Annotated in this window: 12 protein-coding genes and 1 pseudogene; 6 read left to right on the top strand and 7 right to left on the bottom strand. The window is 71.5% G+C overall.

Annotation, left to right across the window (positions count from 1 at the left end):
* Window positions 1–6,782 (bottom strand): type I polyketide synthase (locus tag FRCN3DRAFT_RS48880; RefSeq protein ID WP_007515631.1); only part of this gene is annotated, 6,782 nt, incomplete at its 3' end.
* Window positions 6,783–7,754: 972 nt separating this feature from the next.
* Between FRCN3DRAFT_RS48880 and FRCN3DRAFT_RS0241085 the strand changes: the two genes are divergently transcribed.
* A complete protein-coding gene (locus FRCN3DRAFT_RS0241085; RefSeq protein ID WP_007515630.1) occupies window positions 7,755–10,496 on the top strand; it encodes a helix-turn-helix transcriptional regulator in 2,742 nt (913 codons plus the stop codon).
* A gap of 111 nt (window positions 10,497–10,607) precedes the next feature.
* Here FRCN3DRAFT_RS0241085 and FRCN3DRAFT_RS0241090 read toward each other — a convergent pair whose 3' ends face one another.
* Window positions 10,608–11,252 carry an NADPH-dependent F420 reductase gene (locus FRCN3DRAFT_RS0241090; protein ID WP_007515629.1) on the bottom strand — a complete coding sequence of 215 codons (645 nt, stop codon included), beginning with the start codon at window positions 11,250–11,252 and terminating at the stop codon, window positions 10,608–10,610.
* Window positions 11,253–11,474: 222 nt separating this feature from the next.
* Here FRCN3DRAFT_RS0241090 and ccrA point away from each other — a divergent pair, with 222 nt between their 5' ends.
* The 3 genes from ccrA (at window position 11,475) to FRCN3DRAFT_RS0241105 (ending at window position 15,059) form a co-directional block, all read left to right on the top strand.
* A complete protein-coding gene (gene ccrA / locus FRCN3DRAFT_RS0241095) occupies window positions 11,475–12,833 on the top strand; it encodes a crotonyl-CoA carboxylase/reductase (protein WP_007515628.1) in 1,359 nt (452 codons plus the stop codon).
* A gap of 135 nt (window positions 12,834–12,968) precedes the next feature.
* Window positions 12,969–14,444, top strand: coding sequence for an acyl-CoA carboxylase subunit beta (locus tag FRCN3DRAFT_RS0241100; RefSeq protein WP_007515627.1), 1,476 nt, complete (start codon window positions 12,969–12,971; stop codon window positions 14,442–14,444).
* Window positions 14,445–14,570: 126 nt separating this feature from the next.
* Entirely contained in the window at window positions 14,571–15,059 is a 489-nt protein-coding gene (locus FRCN3DRAFT_RS0241105; protein ID WP_007515626.1) for a GNAT family N-acetyltransferase, read from the top strand.
* A 79-nt stretch (window positions 15,060–15,138) separates the two neighbouring features.
* On the opposite strand, the gene FRCN3DRAFT_RS0241110 is transcribed toward FRCN3DRAFT_RS0241105, so the two are convergent.
* Window positions 15,139–15,897 (bottom strand): SDR family NAD(P)-dependent oxidoreductase, encoded by a 759-nt coding sequence (locus FRCN3DRAFT_RS0241110; protein ID WP_007515625.1) that lies wholly within the window; start codon window positions 15,895–15,897, stop codon window positions 15,139–15,141.
* Between the two features lie 280 nt (window positions 15,898–16,177).
* On the opposite strand from FRCN3DRAFT_RS0241110, the gene FRCN3DRAFT_RS48885 reads away from it, so the two are divergent.
* Window positions 16,178–17,071 (top strand): helix-turn-helix transcriptional regulator, encoded by an 894-nt coding sequence (locus FRCN3DRAFT_RS48885; RefSeq protein WP_007515624.1) that lies wholly within the window; start codon window positions 16,178–16,180, stop codon window positions 17,069–17,071.
* A 21-nt stretch (window positions 17,072–17,092) separates the two neighbouring features.
* On the opposite strand, the gene FRCN3DRAFT_RS0241125 is transcribed toward FRCN3DRAFT_RS48885, so the two are convergent.
* Entirely contained in the window at window positions 17,093–18,397 is a 1,305-nt protein-coding gene (locus FRCN3DRAFT_RS0241125) for an MFS transporter (RefSeq protein WP_007515622.1), read from the bottom strand.
* 41 nt (window positions 18,398–18,438) lie between these two features.
* Window positions 18,439–19,233: an alpha/beta fold hydrolase gene (locus FRCN3DRAFT_RS0241130; protein ID WP_007515621.1), complete on the bottom strand. Its 795-nt coding sequence runs from the start codon at window positions 19,231–19,233 to the stop codon at window positions 18,439–18,441.
* A gap of 156 nt (window positions 19,234–19,389) precedes the next feature.
* On the opposite strand from FRCN3DRAFT_RS0241130, the gene FRCN3DRAFT_RS0241135 reads away from it, so the two are divergent.
* The gene (locus FRCN3DRAFT_RS0241135) at window positions 19,390–19,605 is read left to right on the top strand and encodes a 2TM domain-containing protein (RefSeq protein WP_007515620.1); all 216 of its coding nucleotides are present in this window, start codon (window positions 19,390–19,392) and stop codon (window positions 19,603–19,605) included.
* A gap of 43 nt (window positions 19,606–19,648) precedes the next feature.
* On the opposite strand, the gene FRCN3DRAFT_RS0241140 is transcribed toward FRCN3DRAFT_RS0241135, so the two are convergent.
* Together FRCN3DRAFT_RS0241140 and FRCN3DRAFT_RS57520 are read right to left on the bottom strand one after the other, a co-directional pair.
* A complete protein-coding gene (locus FRCN3DRAFT_RS0241140; protein ID WP_007515619.1) occupies window positions 19,649–20,359 on the bottom strand; it encodes a response regulator transcription factor in 711 nt (236 codons plus the stop codon).
* Window positions 20,360–20,394: 35 nt separating this feature from the next.
* Window positions 20,395–20,706: pseudogene (locus FRCN3DRAFT_RS57520) on the bottom strand (sensor histidine kinase); the annotation flags it as partial.
* Between the last annotated feature and the right edge of the window lie 10 nt (window positions 20,707–20,716).

Raw genomic sequence — 20,716 nt, forward strand, 5'->3', positions numbered from 1 at the left:
GGTTCCGGTGGGGTCGGTGAGGTGGATGGTGGCGGTGGTGGGGGTGGTGGGGGTGATGGTGGCGTGGGCGGTGGGGGTGGCGGTGGTGTGGGTTTGGGTGGTGGTGAAGGGTGAAGGGGGAGGTTGGGGGTGGTGGGGTTGGGGGTGTGGGTGGGGGTGGTGAGGGTGAGGGTGTGGAGGGCGGCGTCGAGGAGGGCGGGGTGGATGGTGTAGCGGTGGGTGTCGGGGAGGGTGTCGGGGAGGGTGAGGGTGGCGTAGAGGGTGGTGTCGTCGTGCCAGGCGGCGGTGAGGTTTTGGAAGGTGGGGCCGTAGTCGAGGCCTTGGGTGGTGAGGGTGTTGTAGTGGTGGGTGAGGTCGATGGGGTGGGTGTGGGGTGGTGGCCAGGGGGTGGGGTCGGGGTCGGGTGTGGGTTGGTGGTTTTGGGGTGGGGGGATGGTGCCGGTGGCGTGGTGGGTCCAGGGGTGGTCGGGGGTGGTGTGGTGGGGGCGGGTGTGGATGGTGAGGGTGCGGTGGCCGGTGGTGTCGGGGGGTGTGAGGGTGAGTTGGAGGTGGTGGGTGTCGGTGGGTGTGAGGGTGAGGGGGGTGTGGAGGGTGAGTTCGTCGACGGTGTTGGTGCCGGTGTGCAGGGCGGCGTGGAGGGCGAGTTCGAGCAGGCCGGTGCCGGGGAAGAGGGTGGTGCCGTGGATGGTGTGGTCGGCGAGCCAGGGCTGCGCCGCCAACGACACACTGCCGACGAACAGGATCTCGTCGCGATCGGCGATCGGCACGACGGCCCTGATCAGCGGATGATCCGTCGCGACGAGCCCGAGCCCGGTGACGTTCTCCGGCGCGGCCGGACGATGCCAGTAGTGCTTGTGCTGGAAGGGGTAGGTCGGTAGTTCGTAGGGGGGTAGGTCGGTGGTAGGGGTGGGCTGGGGGTAGAGGGCGGGCCAGTGTGGGCTGGTGCCGGTGGTGTGCAGGGCGGCGACCGCGCGCAGCAGGACGGCCGGCTCCGGGCCGCCGCGCCGCTGCGCCGCGACCAGCCGTGCCCCGGTCGCGCCGTCGGGGCCGTGGTCGGTAAGGGTGCGGCTGGCGAGGGTGGTCAGGGAGTTGTCGGGGCCGAGTTCGAGGTAGCTGCGTGTGCCCTGGTCGTGCAGGGTGGTGACGGCGTGGGTGAAGCGGACGGCGTCGCGGGCGTGGCGTGTCCAGTACTCGGGTGTGGTGAGGTCCTCGTCGGTGGCGGTCGTGCCGGTGAGGGTGGAGACGATCGGGATGCGTGGGGCCTGGTAGGTCAGGCCGGTGAGGACCGTGCGGAACTCGTCGAGCATCGGGTCCATCAGCGGGGAGTGGAACGCGTGGCTCACCCGCAGTCGCCGGGTCTTGATCCCCTGGCGTTCGAGAGCCTCGGCGGCGGCCTCGACGGCGGTGTGCTCGCCGGAGACGACCACGGAGTCCGGGGCGTTGACGGCGGCGATCGCCACCACGCCGCCGATCTCCGCCAGCACCGACGTGACCTGCGCTTCCGAGGCCTGGACCGAGGTCATGGCGCCGCCGTCGGGCAGTGTGTTCATCAGCCGACCCCGCGCGGCCACGAGCGCGGCCGCGTCCGGCAGTGACAGCACCTCCGCGGCGTATGCGGCGGTGATCTCGCCGACCGAGTGCCCGGCGAGGTGGTCCGGCTGGATCCCCCAGGCGGTGACCTGCCGGTACAGCGCGGACTCGAACGCGAACAGCGCCGCCTGCGTGAACACCGTCCGCCCCAACACCCCCGCGAACGCGCTGCTCTCCGCCGCGAACATCACCTCCCGCACCGAGGCCGCGCCGACCCGGGCGAGTTCCTCTCCCAGATGCGGGTCCAACGCCGCGCAGGCGTCGTCCAGGGCGTCACGGAAGACGGGGAACGCCTGGTAGAGGTCTCGACCCATCCCGGGACGCTGGCTGCCCTGCCCAGCGAACAGGAACGCCACTTCACCTGCCGGACCGGTGGCCTCGCCGGTGACGACCCGTGGATGTTCCCGCCCCTCGGCGAGGGCCGCCAGCCCCGCCAGCAGCTCCTCCCGGTCCGCCGCGAGCACCACGGCACGATGCGACATCACCGCCCGCGTCGTCGCCAACGCGAGCCCCACCCCCACCACACCCACCTCGGCACGCCCCCCGACGAACCGACCCAGCCGTCCCGCGACCGCCCGCAACGCCACCGCACTACGCGCCGACACCGGCACCAGCACCCCGACACCCACGCCCGCCCCCGTGTCGGCACCCACGTCGGCGGCGTCGGACCGCGGTGCCGGTCCGGTGCTCCCAGTGGTCTGCCGCGCCGGCTCGACGGGCCCACCGACACCGACGCCCGCGTCATTGCCGGTGTCGGCGTTCGTGCCGGGGCTGGCGGTTTCTGGGGCCTGTTCGAGCACGACGTGCGCGTTGGTGCCGCTGATCCCGAACGACGACACCCCCGCCCGACGCACCCGCCCCACCGCCGGCCACGCCCGCGCCGCCGACAGCAACCGCACCCCACCCGCCTCCCAGTCCACCAACGGCGACGGATCACCCGCATGCAACGACGCCGGCAACACCCCATGCCGCAACGCCATCACCATCTTGATCACCCCACCCACCCCCGCCGCCGCCTGCGCATGCCCCACATTCGACTTCAACGACCCCAACCACACCGGCTCACCACCCGACCGCCCCCGCCCATACGTCGCCATCAACGCGTCGACCTCAATCGGATCGCCAAGACGAGTACCCGTCCCATGCCCCTCGACGACATCCACATCAGCCGCCGTCAAACCCGCCGAATCAAGAGCACGACGAATCACACGTTCCTGCGACCGGCCGTTCGGCGCCGTCAGACCATTCGACGCACCATCCTGATTCACCGCACTACCCCGCACCACCGCCAAAACCCGACGCCCCTCCCGCACCGCATCCGAAAGCCGCTGCAACACCAGAACCCCCGCACCCTCCGCCCACCCCGTACCATCCGCACCCGCCGCAAACGACCGACACCGACCATCCCCCGACAACCCACCCTGCCGAGAAAACTCCACAAACGTCCCCGGCGACGACATCACCGTCACCCCACCCGCCAACGCCACCCCACACTCACCCCGCCGCAACGCCCCCACCGCCACATGCAACGCCACCAACGACGACGAACACGCCGTATCCACCGTCACCGCCGCCCCCTCCAGACCAAACACATACGCCACCCGCCCCGACAGAACACTGCTGGCTCCGCCGGTCATGTGCTGGCCCTCGAGGGGGTCGGGACCGCCGCCGGGGACGGTGTGGTCGTGGAACGCGAAAGCGCCGACGTAAACGCCCGTGTCACTGCCCCGCAGGGTGGTCGGGTCGATACCGGCGCGCTCGAACGCCTCCCAGCACACCTCCAACAAGACCCGCTGCTGCGGATCCATCGCCAACGCCTCACGCGGCGAAATCCCAAAGAACTCCGCGTCAAAACCCCCAGCACCCCCCAGAAAACCACCCCGCCGCGCAAACGACGACCCAGGAACATCCCCACCCCCACCAAAAAGACGCCCCAGATCCCACCCACGGTCACCCGGAAACTCCGACGTCCCGTCACGACCCTCCACAACCAGATCCCACAGATCCTCAGGAGAACCCACCCCACCCGGAAAACGGCACGCCATGCCCACGATGACGACGGGATCCTCCGCGTCGTCCTGGAAAGGGCGGCGCGCGGCCGGGGCGGGCAGCACGTCACCGCGCAGGTGGCGGATCAGGGCTTCGGGAGTGGGATGGTCGAAGACCAGGGTGGGGGCCAGGGTGACGTCGAGGGACCGGCCCAGCAGGTCGCGCAGTTCGACGGCGGCCAGCGAGTCGAAGCCGAGGTCCTTGAACGTGCGCTCCCGGTCGACGCGCTCAGGTGAGCCGTGGCCGAGAACGGCGGCCACCTGCGCGAGGACGAGTTCGGCCAGCGAGCGCTCGCGGTCGGCCTCGGGCAGCGCGGCGAGGCGATCCCGGGTCGTGCCGTCGGCGACCGGCCCGAGCGCGCCCGCGGTCGGTGCCGGTTCGGCCGCCTCCACCACCTCCGCGAGCGGCCCCGCGACCGCCCGGGCCGGTACCGACCGCGTACCCGTCCCGGCGGCCAACCAGTAGCTCTCCCGCTGGAAGGCATACGTGGGCAGCGAGACGCGGCGCCCACCCGCGCCTTCCAGGATCCGGTCCCAGGCGACGGGCACGCCGCGTACATGCAGACCGGCCACAGCCGCGGCGAGCGTGTCCTGCTCCGGGCGGCCGGCCCGGGCCGCGGGCAGGAGGGCCGCGTCGGCGGTGACGCAGTCCCGGCCCATGGTCGCGAGCACGGCGTCCGGTCCGACTTCGAGGTGGACCGTCACGCCCAGCGCTTCGAGCGCGCGCATGCCGTCGAGGAACCGGACACCCCGACGGGCGTGGCGCACCCAGTGGTCGGCGTCGAGCAGTTCCCCGGGCGCGACCGCGCGGCCGGTGAGGTTGGAGACGACCGGAAGCGTGGCCTGACGGTAGGTCAGGTTCTCGGCGACCCGGCGGAACTCTCCCAGCATGCTGTCCATGTGCGGCGAGTGGAAGGCATGGCTGACCCGCAGCCGCCGGGTCCTGCGCCCACGGGACCGCCAGGCGTCGGCGATGGTGCTGACGGCATCGGCGTCCCCGGCTATCACCGTGGCGGATGGACCGTTGAGCGCGGCGATCTCCACGCGGCCGGCGAAGTCGGCGAGCCGCGGGACGAGCTCGGCCTCCGAAGCCTGGATGGAGACCATCGCTCCGCCTTCCGGCAGGGCCTGCATCAGGCGACCGCGCGCGGCGACGAGGGTGGCGGCGTCGGCCAGGGAGAACACGCCGGCGGAATATGCGGCGCTCAGCTCGCCGATGGAGTGGCCGAGCAGAGCCGCAGGGACGATCCCCCAGTGCCGCAGGAGCCTGAACAGGGCGGTCTCGTACGCGAACAGCGCCGCCTGGGTGTAGACCGTCTGATCGAGCAGGGCGGCGGCGGGCGCGTCCGCGGGGCCGAGGACCAGGTCGCGGACCGAACGGTCGAGGTGCTTGTCCAGCTCGCGGCAGGCGGCGTCGAAGGCATCGGCGAACGCGGGCTGGGCGACGTGCAGAGCCGCGCCCATGCCGGGCCGCTGACTACCCTGACCGGTGAAGAGGAACGCGAGGCCGCGTTCGGCCGGCTCGGCGGCGGCGCGGACGACGCGGGGCGAGGGACGGCCGCCGGCGAGGTCGCCGAGGGCCGCGGCGAGGCCGTCGCGGCTGTCGGCCAGCAGTGCGGCCCGGTGTGTGAGATGGCTGCGCGTCAGGGCGGTGGTGCGCGCGAGGTCGGGCAGGGTGAGGTCGGCATGGGCCGCCAGGTGTTCGCGCAGCCGCTGGGCCTGGGTGCGCAGCGCGGCGTCCACATGTCCGGACAGCAGGACGGTTACCGGCCCGGGTTCGCTGCCGGTGCTGCCGGCGCCGTTGCCAGCGGCCGGCGCGGACAGCCCGGTGGCGTCGGACAGCACGAGGTGGCAGTTGGTGCCGGCCATTCCGAAGGAGCTGACGCCCGCGAACACCGGACCGTCGGCGTCGTCCGCGGTGAGGTCGACGCGGGTGACGGCGACCTCGAGGCCCAGGGCGTCGAGCGGGATCGCCGGGTTCGGACGCTCGTAGTTGAGGCTGGGTGGCAGGGTGCGCTCGCGCAGGCTTAGCGCGGCCTTGAGGAAGCCGGCGATGCCCGCGGCGCCTTCGAGGTGTCCGATGTTGGTCTTGACCGAGCCGACCAGGAGAGGAGACGCGGCGGGCCGGCCCCGGCCGACGACCGCGCCAAGCGCGGCGGCCTCGACGGGGTCGCCGGCGGGTGTTCCGGTGCCGTGCAGTTCGACGAAGCGCACGCGGGCCGGATCCACCCCCGCGTCGGCATAGGCCCTGCGCAGGACGTCACGCTGCGCGCTCTCGCTGGGCGCGGTGAGCGTGTCGCCGCCGCCGTCGTTGTTGACCGCTCCGCCGCGGACGAGGCAGTACACCGTGTCGCCGTCCGCGAGGGCCTGGCTGAGGGTCTTGAGCACGACGACGCCGCCGCCCTCCCCCCTTACGTAGCCGTCGGCGCGGGCGTCGAACGTGTGGGCGCGGCCGGTCGGCGAGAGAGCGCCGAAGCGCTCGGCCACGGTGAAGCCCTCGGGCAGCAGGTTGAGGCTGACTCCGCCCGCCAGGGCCAGGTCGGTCTCGCCGCGGCGCAGGCTCTCGCAGGCCAGGTGGACGGCGACCAGCGAGGACGACTGCGCGGTGTCGACGACGAGGCTGGGGCCCTGGAACCCGAGTGCGTACGAGACGCGGTTCGCGATGACGCCGCGGCTCAGGCCGGTGATGGTACGGCCGTTGACGGCCCCGGGTCCGAGCCGGTCGGCGAGCTTGGCGTAGTCATCCCAGATAGCGCCGAGGTAGACGCCGGTCCGGGTGCCCCGGCGGGTGGCGGGGACGATGCCGGCGTCTTCCAGGGCCTCCCAGGCGAGCTCGAGGGCGAGCCGCTGCTGAGGGTCCATGTCGACGGCCTCGCGCGGGGAGATGCCAAAGAACTCCGGATCGAAACGATCGACCCCGTCGACGAAGCCGGCGCGCGGCGGCCGCGCGCCCGCGGACCGCGCGCCGAACCCGGGCCGGCCCGGCGGCACGTCCGTGACCGCCTCGGCGCCGGCGCGCAGCAGTTCCCAGAACGCGGCCGGGTCGGGGGCGCCGGGCAGCCGGCAGGCCAGACCGACGACCGCGACGGGCTCCGCCGGGGCCAGCCGTCGCGCAGCGCTGTAGGAACGCGGTTCGTCGGTCATGGGGGCGCACCCTCGCCTTTCCATCCAGGCTTTTCTCAAGGCCGCTTCGCGCCCGGTCTTCCGGGCGGTCTTCGTTCTCCGCTCCGGCGGCGCCCGTCCCACCGCGAGCCCGACTCATCGGGTTTTCGAAACGGCGAGGACCTGTGTCCCGAAGTTTTACCGACCGCCCGAGACCAGCTGCGCCGGGCCGGCGGGACGCAAAGACGGCGACAGCGCGACGGACGGGCCGTGGCGCGATTTACCGATGAATTCGAACGAGCAAAACGCTACTTGCGGCCCGGGCGGCGGCCAACCCTTAGTCTCGCTCCCCTATCAGGGTTTCCCGTCTTTGCCAGCTAGGGGTGGCCTTATGGCCGACGTCGGCTCTCGGCGGGGCACGGCCACCGCGGCGGGCGTCGTTCGGACCGATACCCCTATGCGGCGCCAGAGAGTAGGGGTTGACCGATAGGGGTGTCTCGAAGGCGCGCTCGCGTTCCTGCCACACACGAATGCGTGACCGCGCGTCGGGTCGTAGAAAGCAACATCACAGTCGTCTTGCCGACACCGTGTATCTGGCGTCACGGCCGCCGTCCGGTGCGCGTGCCAGGACTCGTATGACATGCTGTCCATGACTAATGACATGCCGTCACGGCCGGACGAAGGCGTCCGGCCGCCACATTCGATCACGCTCACGCTTGGATGCGCCGTGCCGTTCCCGCCGCTCCTGGGGTGTTGGAAATGGGCGGAGGCCGGGGACGGCCGTCTGCCGGATTCGATTCCGGCCGCGCGCGGGTCGGGAGCCTCGACGATCGCGGCCATCAGGCACATGCGATCTCTCCGACCGCATCGCGGGCACCGCCCTCTGGCGGAATACGTAATACGCGCCACGTGGGCACGGGAAACAGCCGCGAAGAAGCAGAGGTTACCAGAGGAATCCAGCCGGCCGCCGAGCCGGAGAACCGTATAGCGAGGGTACGAACGGGGAGGCATTATATGCTACTCGTCGAACGCGCGGAAGAGCTACTCCTGCTAAGGCGCAGCCTCGATGAGGCACGGGGCGGCGCGGGGCAGGTCGTCTCCATCAGCGGCTCAGTCGGCTCGGGCAAGACCGAGCTCACCCGCCGGCTCGCCGACTGGGCCGCGGACCGCGGCGTACGGGTCGTGCAGACCTACGCGGCCCCGGCAGGGCGGGGAGCCAGTCCGGGAATCTTCGGCCAGCTCCTCGAGGCGTGCACGTCCGCGGCCGAGTTGCGGCACGCGGTGACCGCGGCCCCGGCCGCGGACACCCTGCCGCCCCAGCTGATGCTGCTTGTCTGCCACGATCTGCTGCGCTCGGCCGCCGAGGCTCCACTACTACTGATCGTCGACGACGTCCACCAGAGCGATCCGGAGTCCCTGCGAGGACTGCTCTACCTCGTCCGGCACTGCCGCACCGCGCCGGTCATGCTGGTGCTGATCACCGGCGAATGCCTGCAGCAGAGCCTCCCGCTCTTCCATGCGGAGCTGTCCCGCGAGCCGAACTACCGGCAGATCCAGCTGCCGCTGCTGTCGGTGGAGGGCGTCGCCGAAGTACTCGCCGAGCGGCTCGACGCCGACGCCGCGCACCGGCTCGCCCCGGCCGCCCACGCGGCCAGCGGCGGCAACCCCCTGGTGGTTCGGGCGCTGCTGACGGAGCACCTGCACATCCATCCGACCGACGGCCCGCGGTCCCTGGCGCCGGGCGACGGCTCCGCGACGGCGGTTCTCGCCTGCCTGCACCGCATCGGACGGGCCGGACTGGAGGTGGCCCGAGCCATCGCGCTGCTCGGCGAGCACGCCGTCCCCGAGCTGATCTCCCGGCTGATCTCCCGGCCCCGCAATCTGGTCGACCGGGCCCTCGCCAAACTGTCGGCGGCGGGCCTGCTCGGCCCCGACCGGCTGCTGTGCCACCCAGCGGCACGGTCGGTCGTGCTCAGCGACCCGAACTTCGACGACGCGGCCGAACTGCAATACGGCGCCGCCGAGTTGTTGCACGCCGAGGGCGAGGCCGCGCTGCGGGTCGCCGAGCACCTGATCGCCGCCGACCGGATCGGCAGAAGTTGGCATATCGCGGTCCTGCGCCAGGCGGCCGAGGACGCGCTGGCCGACGGCCGGGCCGACCTGGCCCTGCAGTGCCTGGACCTGGCGCTGCGGGAGTGCTCCGACGGCGAGGAGCGCGCACTGATCACCGCCGCCCGGGTCCGGGTCGAGTGGCGGATGAACCCGGCCCGGGCCATGTCCCACTTCGCCGGGCTGCTGGACGCCTTCGAACACGGGTGCCTTCCGGACCTGGAGGCCGTCATGCTGGGCCGCGCGCTGATGTGGCACGGGCGAGAAGAGGAGGCGGCCAGGATTCTGGACGCGATCCGCTCGCGCGCGCATGCGCCGGAGGTCGGTGAGGCGCTGCTCAGCACCGACCACTCGCTGCGCAGCACGCACCCCGGGTCCGCGGCGGTCCCGCGAGAAAGACCCGCGGCGGCCGGGCCGCCCGACCGGGATCCCGCGGCCAGACCGCTGCCCGACGCGGCGATGTGGCACTACCTGCGGGCCGGCGACCACGCGACCGCCGCGCGGTTCGCCGAGGACGTGCTGCGCGACGACAGGTCGCCGGACTACTGGCGCGGGCCGCATTGCAACGCGCTGTACGTGCTGATCTACGTACATGAGCTCGAACGCGCCGAGTACTGGGCCGCGCGAATCTACCGGGATGCCACGCCACAGGGCTACCGGACCTGGCAGGCCATGAAGTCCGCCGTACTCGCCGAGATCGCGCGCCGGCGCGGCGACCTGCCGGCGGCCGAGCGACTGGCCCGCGGCGCGCTGCAGCTCATGGGACCACGGGCCTGGGGGCCGCAGATCGATCTGCCGCTCTCGACCCTGATCTACGTGCTCACGGCGATGGGTAGGCACGGCGCCGCGGCCGAGTGGCTGGCATATCCGCGTCCCACTGGCGCGACGACGACCCGTTACGGCCTGCACTACCTGGACGCCCGCGCGCAGCATCATCTGGCGATGGGCCGCCATCTGCCGGCCCTGCAGGATTTCCTCGCCTGCGGGCAGCTGATGGCGAGCTGGGACATGGACATCGTCGGCATAGCGCCCTGGCGGCTGGGGGTCGCTGAGGCGCTGCTGCAGCTCGGCCGCACCGAGCGGGCGGCCCGGACGCTGGACGAGCTGGCGGAGCAGCCCGGCGCCGCGCACCCCCTGGTGCGCGGCGGCCTGCTCAGGCTGCGCGCGGCCACGGTGAAACCCCGTCAGGCGGTGGTGCTGCTACGCGAGGGCGCGGACATGCTCGAAAGCAGCGGGTCGCCCGCGGAGCTGCTGGCGGCGCTGCTCGACCTGCACCGGGTGCACGTGGAGCTGGGCGACTCGCACCTGGCGCATTTCACCGCCCGGCAGATCTGGCGGACGGCGGCGCAGTGCGGTGCCGAGGCCCGCGCCCGCCGGACGCTCGGCCCCGAGTTCGCCGCGCCGTGCCCGGACGACGGGACGCCGTCGGCGACGCCGGACACCACGTATACGGTGCTCAGTGACGCCGAGCTGCGGGTGGCGGCACTGGCCGTGCGCGGACACACCAACCGGGAGATCGCCAGCCGCCTGTACATCACGGTCAGCACGGTCGAGCAGCATCTCACCCGCGTATACCGCAAACTGCAGGTCGGTGGCCGGATCGACCTGCAGACCCGGCTGAACCCGAAGGTGCTGGGCACCGCGTGACGCGGGTTCCCGTGCCCCGGCGCCAGGCGCCGGGGCACGGGAACCCGCGTCGGCTTTCACCCTCCGGGTTGTTTGCACAGTGCTAGGTCGGTAATGCTGCGCGGATCCGGGTCAGGCCTTTGCGACCGACAGATTGAACTCTGCGGTCTGGAAGGTGTTGAACAGCCGGATGAACAGCAGCAGCGCGGCCTCGGTGGCGCGCGCGCCGACCACGTCACCGAGATCGATGATCTGATCCTCAGCCCAGCCAAAGGCCTTCAGCAGCTCGGCGACCTCGGCCTTGGCCGTCGCGTCGTCACCGTTGAGGAACACCGTGTGGTGACCCGGAATGCGGCCGGGGTCGACCATGACCTGTGCCGCCATGGTGTTCAGCGTCTTCACGATCCGGGCCCGCGGGAAGGCCTTCTGAAGCTGCTCGGCCACGCTGCCGCCGCCGGGGGTGGCGACCGCGACCACACCGTCCCTGGATTCGATGCCGTTCGAGACGTCCACCACGATCTTGCCGCGCAGGTTGTCGGCGCCGGCCGCGGTGAGCACGTCGAGGGAGGCGAGCCCCGGCGCGGTGTTCACCACGAGTTCGGCGACCGCGGCGGTCTGCGCGAGCGTGGAAATCTCGACGTCGTGCCGCGCGGCCCACTCCTTGGCCGGAGAGTTCTCGGGGTCGCGCGATCCCAGCGTGACCTCGTGCCCGAGTGAACGCAGTTTCGCGCCCACGACCTTTGCGACGTTGCCGGTGCCCAGGAGGCCGATGTTCATCGTATCGGTCTACTTCCGTGTATGTGCGGGCACTGTTGCCCGCGGAGTCTGGCCAGCGCCGGAATCGACCGCGATATTCCCGCCGGCCGCCAGGCGCCCCTAGTGACCCCTAGCCGGCCCAATGAAGGCCCCTGACGTGTGCCCCAAACGGTTCACCAGGCCCATACCGGCCGAATAATTCCGTATCAGACCACTCGTCCAGAATCACCGTGGAGGACTGCCGTGGAAGACATCCTCGACGCCCTTCTCGACACCGCGGCCTCCGATTCCTTCGCCCGGCTGAAGATCCCGAAAACCTACCGCGCGGTCATCGTCCGACGAGACGAGGCCGGCATGTTCGAGGGGGTACCGGCCGCGGAGCGGGATCCCCGCAAGTCGCTGCACGTCGACGACGTGCCCACACCCGAGCCAGGCCCTGGCGAGGCCTTGGTCGCGGTCATGGCCAGCTCCGTGAACTACAACTCGGTGTGGTCCGCGGTCTTCGAGCCCGTATCCACCTTCGCCTTCCTGAGGCGTTACGGCCGACGCTCCGAGCAGGCCCGGCGGCACGACCTGCCCTATCACGCGATCGGCTCCGACCTGGCTGGCGTCGTGCTGCGCACCGGTCCCGGAGTGCACGCCTGGAAGCCGGGCGACGAGGTGGTCGCGCACTGCCTGTCCGTCGAGTTGGAAAGCCCCGACGGGCACTCCGACACGCTGCTCGACCCCGAGCAGCGCATCTGGGGCTACGAGACCAACTTCGGGGGCCTGGCCGAACTGGCCCTGGTCAAGTCCAACCAGCTGATGCCCAAGCCGCGGCATCTGACCTGGGAGGAGGCGGCGAGCCTCGGACTGGTCAACTCCACCGCGTACCGGCAGCTGGTCTCCCGCAACGGCGCCCAGATGAAGCAGGGCGACGTCGTCCTTGTCTGGGGGGCCTCCGGCGGGATCGGCGCGTTCGCCACGCAGTACGCGCTGGCCGGCGGCGCAATTCCGGTGTGCGTGGTCTCCAGCCCGGACAAGGCGCGCATCTGCCGGGAGCTGGGCGCCGAGGCGGTGATCGACCGGCGGGCCGAGGGCTATGCCTTCTGGCGGCCGGATGGCGGGGGGCAGGATCCGGCCGAATGGCGGCGCTTCGGGGCCCGCATCCGGGAGCTGACCGGGGGCGAGGACCCGGACATCGTCTTCGAGCACCCGGGCCGGGAGACCTTCGGCGCCTCGGTCTACGTCGCGCGCCGCGGCGGGACCATCGTCACCTGCGCCTCCACCAGCGGCTACCTGCACGAATACGACAACCGGTACCTGTGGATGAGCGTCAAGCGGATCATCGGCTCGCACTTCGCCAACTACCGCGAGGCCTGGGAGGCCAACCGGCTCGTGCAGAAAGGCCGCATCCACCCTACGGTCCACCGCGCCTTCCCGCTGGAGGAGACCGGCCAGGCGGTATACGAGGTGCACCGCAACCAGCACCAGGGCAAGGTCGCCGTGCTCTGCCTCGCCCCCGACGAGGGGCTGGGAGTACGCGACGCCGAGCTGCGCGCCCGGCACCTGCCGGCCATCAACCGCTTCCGCAGGCGCGCCGACGGCACCGACCTGACGTGACGCGTCGGCCGCACGGCCGCACGCGACGACTCGACGACGGCGCCGGGAAACGGCTCATCGCCGGATCCGGCTGATGAACGCCGTTGGCTGCTGCGACGGAGGATCTGAGAAAATCATGGTTGGGACTCTGCACCGATGACGGAACTCACCGCGCGCGCCACCGTCACCGTGGCCGAACAGCGCCGAGCGCTGAACGACCCACGTGAAAGGCTGGCCCGTCTGCTCGATCCGGGAACACTGAACGTCACCTCCAATCTGCCCGGCAGCCGGGTCGCCGTCGCCCGCGGCCGCATCAATGGCGTCGCTGTCGTCGCCTACTGCACGGATGCCAGATCGCTGGGGGGCGCGATCGGTTCCCTGGGCGCACGCCAGATAGTGGACGCCATCAACGGCGCGGTCGCCGACCGTGCTCCCGTCGTCGGGCTCTGGCACTCCGGCGGAGCGAGCCTCGGCGACGGCGTAGACGCCCTGGATGGCATCGGGCAGATGTTCACCGCGATGATCGCGGCATCGGGCCGAGTACCGCAGGTGTCCGTGGTGCTGGGCCCGGCCGCCGGCGGGGCCGCCTACGGACCGGCGCTCACGGACGTGATCGTCATGGCGCCCGAGGGCAAGGTTTTCGTAACCGGGCCCGACGTCGTTCGCCAGGTGACGGGCGAGCAGATCGACATGGCGGGGCTGGGTGGATCGGACGCACACGGCCGGCGGTCCGGCGTCGTGCACGTGAACGCCCAGTCGGAGGCGGACGCGTATGCGCGGGCGCGGCGGATCACCACGCTGCTGGCAAGACCGGGCGCCTTCGACACCACCGCCGCGGACGGTGATGCGCGCGACGCTGGCTCCCTGCTGCCAGACCGTCCCCGTCGGGCCTATGACATCCGTCCGGTCGTGCGCGCCATCCTCGACGATCCAGCCCAACGCCGCGGCGCGACGGATGCGACCGGCGCGGCCGAGGACGACTACGAGGAACTCCAACCGCGGTGGGCACCCAATGTCGTCGTGGCACTCGGACGGATGACCGGGCGGACCGTGGGTGTCATCGCCAACAATCCGCTGCGCAAGGGCGGTTGCCTCGACTCCCTGGCCGCCGAGAAGGCCGCCCGCTTCGTCCGGATGTGCGACTCGTTCGGCATCCCGCTCGTCGTCCTCGTGGATGTCCCTGGATACCTGCCGGGCGTGAGCCAGGAGTGGGGCGGCGTCGTGCGGCGAGGCGCCAAGCTTCTCTATGCGTTCTCGGAGGCGGTCGTGCCACGGGTGACGGTGGTTCTGCGGAAATCCTATGGGGGCGCGTACATCGCGATGAACTCCCGCTCTCTGGGCGCGACCAGCGTCCTGGCCTGGCCCCAGGCGGAGGTCGCGGTCATGGGCGCCGAGGCCGCCGTGGGAATCCTGCACCGACGGACCCTTGCGGCGGCCGCGGCCGATGAACGAGACGCCCTGCGCGCCCAGCTCGTCGACGAGCACGTCCGCGAGGCCGGCGGGCTGCAGCGCGGTGTCTCGCTCGGTGTGATCGACAAAATCATCGACCCGGTCGACACGCGACGCGAGGTCGTTCGTGTCCTGGCGGCGGCACCTGGCCGCCAAGGCGCCCACGGGAACATTCCCTTGTGACAGGAGGCAATCAGGCCAAACCCGTCGCGGCGCCCGAGGTTCGGCGCGGACGGTCTGGCAGCCACCGCGCTGGCCCACGAAACGCGGTGGCAGCGGTGGACGGGATCTGCTTTGATCCTGCGCACCATGGGCAATTCGCCGGCCAGGACCATCGATCTGCTGCCGCTCACCAAGGACGAGGCCGCCGTGGTCGCCGCCGGGAAGCCGGGTGACGGCGAGCGGTGGGCCGAGGGTTTCCCACGTGAGGACGACTCAGAGCCGTGCGCCGGACTCGCCGGCAGTGCCGAGGAGCGGGGCCCGTTCGGGGTCTACCGCATCGTGCCGCTCGCGCACGGGCTGACGATCGGCACGGCCGGCTTCTACGGCCTCCCGGACGCCTCTGGCGAGGTGACCATCGGGTACGGCATGGTCGAACCGGAATGGGGCAAGGGCTACGGCACCGAGGCCGTGGCCGGGCTGATCGAGATCTGCCGCGCGCACGGCGGGGTGAGGGCGGTCAACGCCGACACCGATCTGGACAACATCGGCTCTCAGCGGGTGCTGGAGAAGAACGGCTTCCAGCGGGTCCGCGCGACGGAAGAACTCTGCTATTTCGTGCTGCGCCTGGGCGGGTAGAACCCAGGCCGTCGGCGTGGCCGACGAGATCGACGGAGTACGGACGCACGGCGCCTTCTCCTTCCGCGCGGACCCCGCCTCAGAGGCTCTGGCCGCCGGAGAGCTCGATACGCGCGCCGTTCGCCCAGCCGAAACCGTCGGCGAGGATCAGCGGCACGGCGGCGCCGATGTCGTCGGGCTTCCCGGCCCGGCCGAGCGGGATCGCGGCGGCGACGGTCGCGTTGACCCGCTCGTTGTCGCGGACCAGGCCGCCGCCGAAGTCGGTGGCGATGGCCCCGGGCACCAGCACGTTCACCCGGATCTGCCGCTCGCCCAGCTCGGCGGCCTGATACCGCGTCAGGACCTCGACCGCACCCTTCGCGGCGGCGTAGGCGGAGTTGCCCGGATAGGTGAACCGGGCCAGGCCGCTCGAGACGTTGAGGACGCGCCCCCCGTCGGCCAGGAGCGGCAGCAGCGTCTGGGTGAGGAAGAACGGGGCCTTCACGTGGACGCGAAAGATCTCGTCGAACTGGTCCGGAGTCGTCCCGTCGAACGGCGCGTGCAGCCCGATGCCGGCGTTGTTGACCAGATAGTCGAGATGGTCGGCACCGAGCCCCGCCAGGGTCGCGCGTACGTCCGCCGCGAACGCCGCGAAGCTCGTGCTGTCGCCGACGTCGAGCCGCAACGCCGCGGCCGGTGCGCCGTGGTCGGCGACCTGCGCGACCATCGCGTCGGCCTCCTCCTTGTTGCCACGGTAGGTGCCGATGACGCCGACTCCGGCGGCGGCCAGGTGCACGGCCATGCTCCGGCCAAGACCACGGCTGGCGCCCGTCACCAGCGCGATTTTCCTGTCCATCATGATTCCTCCCAGGCTGCGTTTCCCGTGGGTCTCACCGACGCTGGCCGTCCTCGACCACTGTCACTTCGCCCCTCGACCACTGTCACTTCGGCGCCGTGGCTCATGGGCGCTCAGCCTTTCCCCGGATCGCCAGTACGGGGATCGGGCGCGGCCGCGCCGGCATGATGAGGAGGGCGGCCCGGTGCGTGGCCGAGGTGGCCGCCCACCGCGAGGCCCGGAATCGCCTCGCGTCCTGAAGGCGGACACCGGGCCCGGCCCGCGGCGGGAGGAGCGAGCGGTCGTGGAACACGCGGAGCTGGGAGTCTTCCTCCGGCACCGTCGGGAGCAGTTGCGGCCGGCGGATGTCGGGCTCATCGCCGGCGGTCGGCGCCGGGCGGTCGGCCTTCGCCGCGACGAGGTCGCCCTCCTCGCCGACATGTCGACGGACTACTACGAGCGGATCGAGCAGGGCAGGGGGCCGCGGCCGTCCCCGGCGATGCTCGGCGCGATCGCCCGGGCGCTGCGCCTGACCCTGGACGAGCGCGACCACGTCTACCGGCTGGCCGGCCAGGCACCGCCGCCCCGGCACCGGTCGCTCGGCTACGCCGACGCCGGCCTGATGTGCGTACTGGATGCCCTCGCTCCGTCGGTGCCCGCGCTCATCTCGGACGACCTGTCGACCGTCGTCGCGCAGAACGCGCTCAACGTCGCGTTGCTCGGCCCGATCGCCCAGGCGGACGGCCGGCGACGCAACTTCCTCTGGCGCTGGTTCGCCGATGGCGACCTGCGGGCCCGCTATCTGCCCGACCAGCACGAGCGGCTGTCCCGCGAGTACGTCGCCGACCTGCGGGTCACCCTGGGACAGCGCCCCCAGGATGACGACATCCGGTCACTCGTCGAAGAGCTGTCCCGGGCCAGCGCCGAGTTCCGCGAGGTCTGGGAGCGCCAGGAGGTCGCCGTCCGTCAGGTCACCCGCAAGGTGCTCGTCCATCCCGAGGTGGGCCGGCTCGACCTGGAATGCGACATCGTACTCAGCCCACCATCCGGCCAGCGGCTGGTCCTCTTTCGCCCCCAGCCCGGCTCCGGGTCCGGCGCGCGGCTGGAAATGCTCGCGGTGCTGGGCACTCAGACGTTCACCGCGCACTCCAGCTCGACGGGGCTGTCGTCGACACCGTGGCCCACTCCGCGGACATGATCATGCGTGCGGTCGGCGGTCTCAGGGAGTGCCACCGGTCCCCAACCGGCCCTCGCGGAGTTGGCCGCCGGGCTGCTCGAGCGCGGTGCCGAGCCGGGGAACCGGGAACGGCTTCACCCGGGCGACGGTCGCGACGTACAGGAGGAGGCCGGCGGCGGTGAGCACGAAGCCGGCCCAGACCGTCGACAGAGTCCCCCACCCGGCGTCGAGGGCGACCGCGCCGCCGATCGCGCCGAGCGAGTTGGCCAGGTTGAGGGCTGCCAGGTTGAGCGCGCCCATCAGGGTCGGGGCGCGCGGCGCGAGACCGGTCAGCCGGACCTGGATGGTGGGGATCGCCGCCATCATGGTCGCGCCGACGCCGAACAGGCAGGGCAGCAGAATCGCCAGATTGCCGCCGGCCACGCCGATCAGCACCAGGAGCGCCAGCACACCGCCGTAGCCCCAGACCAGTCCGCGGTGCTCGTACCGGTCGGCGGCCCGGCCGCCCAGATAGTTGCCGACCGCCATGCCGAGGCCGAAGACGGCGAGCGCGATCGGGATGAGCGAGGCGTCCCGCCGCGCCGCGTCGGTGACGAACGGGCCGATGAACGTGTAGACGGCGAAGATGCTTGAAATGCCGAGCGCGGCGACGATGAACATCAACCAGACGTTGAGCTGGCGGAGGCTGCCCAACTCGTTCGTGATGGAGGTGCCGCGCAGGTCGTCGGTGTGTGGCAGCCAGGCCAGCAGGGCGACGCCGGCGAGCAGGCCGACGGCGACCACGGTCCAGTACATGGCGCGCCAGCCGGCGTTCTGACCGATGAAGGTGCCGAGTGGCGACCCGACGATGGTGGCGGCGGTGAGTCCTCCCATCACGGTGGCGAACGCCTTGCCACCCCTGCCCGGGCCGTACACATACGCGGCGACGACGGCACCGGCACCGAAATACGCACCCTGGACGCTGCCGGTGACGAACCGGAAGACGACGAGCGGCACGATGTCCGGCGCGACCGCGGAGAGCCCGTTGCCGACGAGGAAGAGCACGATCAGGCCGAGCAGCAGAGTGCGCCGGTTGACCCGGGCGGCGAGCAGGGTGATCGCCGGCGAGCCGATCACCACACCGAAGGCGTACGCAGTCACCGCGTATGTCGCGACCGGAATCGACACGTCCAGGTCGGCCGCGAACAACTGGATGATGCCGTTGCTGCCGAACTCGCCGGTGCCGATCGCGAAGGTGCCCAACGCCAGCGCGAACAGCGTCAGCCTCGGATGGCCGATGGGTGACCTGGCGGAGGCATGCCGATTTTCTTCGGCGGCGCACTGACCTTCGTATGCACGCTGATGCATCGTCCCCATCCTCCGTTCCGTGGCTGCGTCAGCCCGCGACGTCAGCCCGCGGCACGCTTGATGAGGTCGGCCGTCGCCCCGGGTTGCGCGATCATCGCGACGTGCGAGGCGTCGACCTCGACGGCGCGCGCGCCGGCTCGCTTCGCCATGAACCGCTGCGCCTCGGCGGGCAGCACGTTGTCCTTGCGGGCGACGAGATACCAGGAGGGAATGCTCTTCCAGGCCGGGGCGCCGGACGGCTCCTGCAAGGTGCGCAGGTCGCTCGGCCGCTGGCCGGCCCACATCAGGTCGGTGGTCGCCTTCGGCAGGTCACCGGCGAACACCTGCCGGAAGACCTCCTTCTTGATGTATCCGTCGACGCCCGCACCGTACGGGCGGACGTCCAACGCCGTCTCGGTGAGCTTGCTTCCCGGATACTTCGCCTGCAGGCCCAGCAGCGTCTCTCCCTGATCGGGCGCGAAGGCGGCCGCGTAGACGAGGGCCTTCACGTTCGGGTTGCCGGACGCGGCGTTCGTGACGACGATCCCGCCGTAGGAGTGCGCGGCGAGGACGAGCGGTCCGCTGAGGGTGGCGAGGATGCTGGCCAGGTAGGACGAGTCCGCGGCCACGCCCCGCAGCGGGTTCGCGGGGGCGATGACCGGGTAGCCGGCCCGGATGAGCCGGGCGGCGACGTCGTTCCAGCCGGAGGCGTCGGCGAACGCGCCGTGCACCAGTACCACGGTGGGTTTCCGCCTGGTGTCGGGCTGGGTGGCTGCCTGCGCGGCGGGCGCTCCGACGACGGCGCCGGCCGCGACAGCGGCGGATCCAGCGAGCACCATACGGCGAGTTGTCGTCATCAATGTAAACCCTTCAGTACGCGTTGCGGTCATCCTCGATCCGGGGTCAGCGTAAAACCGGGCAGTTGACGTCCACTGGATGAAGCCGGACGCGCACCGGCCACAGGTCAACAGGCGGTCCACTCGTCGTCAAGTGCGTCTACCTAACCTGCGGCCATGAGATCAGCGAAAAGCGAAACCGCCAGGAAGTTGGGCCTGAGGGCCCATGTTCTCTCCTATGTCCTGGCCAATCTGGCCCAGGTCGTGCTGTGGGCTTCTCTCACCCCGGACCATTTCTTCTGGCCGCTGTGGTCGATCCTGGCCTGGGGCATCGGACTGGCGTTCCACATCCGCGCCGACCACGCGCCGTCCAAAGTGCGCTCCGCGCACTGAGGAACAGCATTCCTCGCGGGAACGGCGCCGCGACGGCCACCGCCTAGGTAGCGGAGCCGCGGAGGTAGGCGAGGACGGCGGAGACGCGGCGGTCGGAGTCGGGGCCGAGCGGGAGCTTGGCGAAGATGTTGCCGACGTGCTTGCGGACCGCGGCCTCGCTGACCACCAGCACGTCGGCGATCGACGCGTTGGTGCGGCCCTCGGCCATGAGCGCGAGCACCTCGCGTTCGCGGTCGGTGAGCGCGGCCAACGGCCCGTCGCGCCGCCGCCGGCGCAGCAGGTGGCGGACCACCTCCGGGTCGACGACGGTCCCGCCGGACGCGACCCGGTCGAGGCTGTCGAGGAACTCGCGGACATGGCCGACGCGGTCCTTGAGCAGGTAGCCGATGCCGCCCCCCGGCGCGGAGTCGAGCAGGTCGGCGACGTAGGCGTCGGCGACGTAGGCCGACAGCACCATGATCGCGATCTGCGGGCGGGTGGAGCGGAGCTCGACGGCGGCGCGCAGGCCCTCGTCCGAGTGGCCCGGCGGCATCCGGATGTCGGTGATGACGGCGTCCGGCTGGGTGTTCGCGGCGAATGTCAGCAGCGCGTGGGCGTCGCCCACCGCCGCCACCACCTCGTGGCCGGCCCGTTCGAGGATGCCGACCAGGCCCTCGCGCTGCAACACCGCGTCCTCCGCGAGCACCAGGCGCAGCGGCCGCCGGACCAGCGGAGGGCGGCCCGACAGGCCCCTGGCACGCGGGTTCTCGTCCACCGGCCCTCCCAGCTCGCCTCGGCCCGGGTCCTCGGTCACGGGTCGGTACCGATCGGGCATTCCATTCTGACCTCGATCGGCCCGCCGGCCGGGCTCGCGACGGTCAGGGTTCCGTCGAGCGCCTCGACGCGCAGCGCGAGCCCGGCGAGCCCCGAGCCGGCCGCCGGATCGGCGCCGCCAGCGCCGTCGTCGACCACCGTGAGGACGAGCCGGCCACCGAACGTCCAGGCATGGATCCGCGCCGACCGCGCGTGGGCATGCCGGGCGATGTTGGTCAGGGCCTCGCTGACGACGAAGTAGGCGGCCGCCTCGACCGGCGCCGGCAGCCGGGCGGGCCACGCTGTCCAAGCCTTTTCC

It is taken from the genome of Pseudofrankia saprophytica, assembly GCF_000235425.2.
In the GTDB taxonomy this organism is placed as follows: domain Bacteria; phylum Actinomycetota; class Actinomycetes; order Frankiales; family Frankiaceae; genus Pseudofrankia; species Pseudofrankia saprophytica.

Bases quoted from the DNA above. Each gene is read 5' to 3' on its own strand.
- FRCN3DRAFT_RS0241085 (WP_007515630.1), top strand. From the start codon at position 7,755: ATGCTACTCGTCGAACGCGCGGAAGAGCTACTCCTGCTAAGGCGCAGC.
- FRCN3DRAFT_RS0241090 (WP_007515629.1), bottom strand. From the start codon at position 11,252: ATGAACATCGGCCTCCTGGGCACCGGCAACGTCGCAAAGGTCGTGGGC.
- FRCN3DRAFT_RS0241100 (WP_007515627.1), top strand. From the start codon at position 12,969: ATGACGGAACTCACCGCGCGCGCCACCGTCACCGTGGCCGAACAGCGC.
- FRCN3DRAFT_RS0241105 (WP_007515626.1), top strand. From the start codon at position 14,571: ATGGGCAATTCGCCGGCCAGGACCATCGATCTGCTGCCGCTCACCAAG.
- FRCN3DRAFT_RS0241110 (WP_007515625.1), bottom strand. From the start codon at position 15,897: ATGATGGACAGGAAAATCGCGCTGGTGACGGGCGCCAGCCGTGGTCTT.
- FRCN3DRAFT_RS0241125 (WP_007515622.1), bottom strand. From the start codon at position 18,397: ATGCATCAGCGTGCATACGAAGGTCAGTGCGCCGCCGAAGAAAATCGG.
- FRCN3DRAFT_RS0241130 (WP_007515621.1), bottom strand. From the start codon at position 19,233: ATGACGACAACTCGCCGTATGGTGCTCGCTGGATCCGCCGCTGTCGCG.
- FRCN3DRAFT_RS0241135 (WP_007515620.1), top strand. From the start codon at position 19,390: ATGAGATCAGCGAAAAGCGAAACCGCCAGGAAGTTGGGCCTGAGGGCC.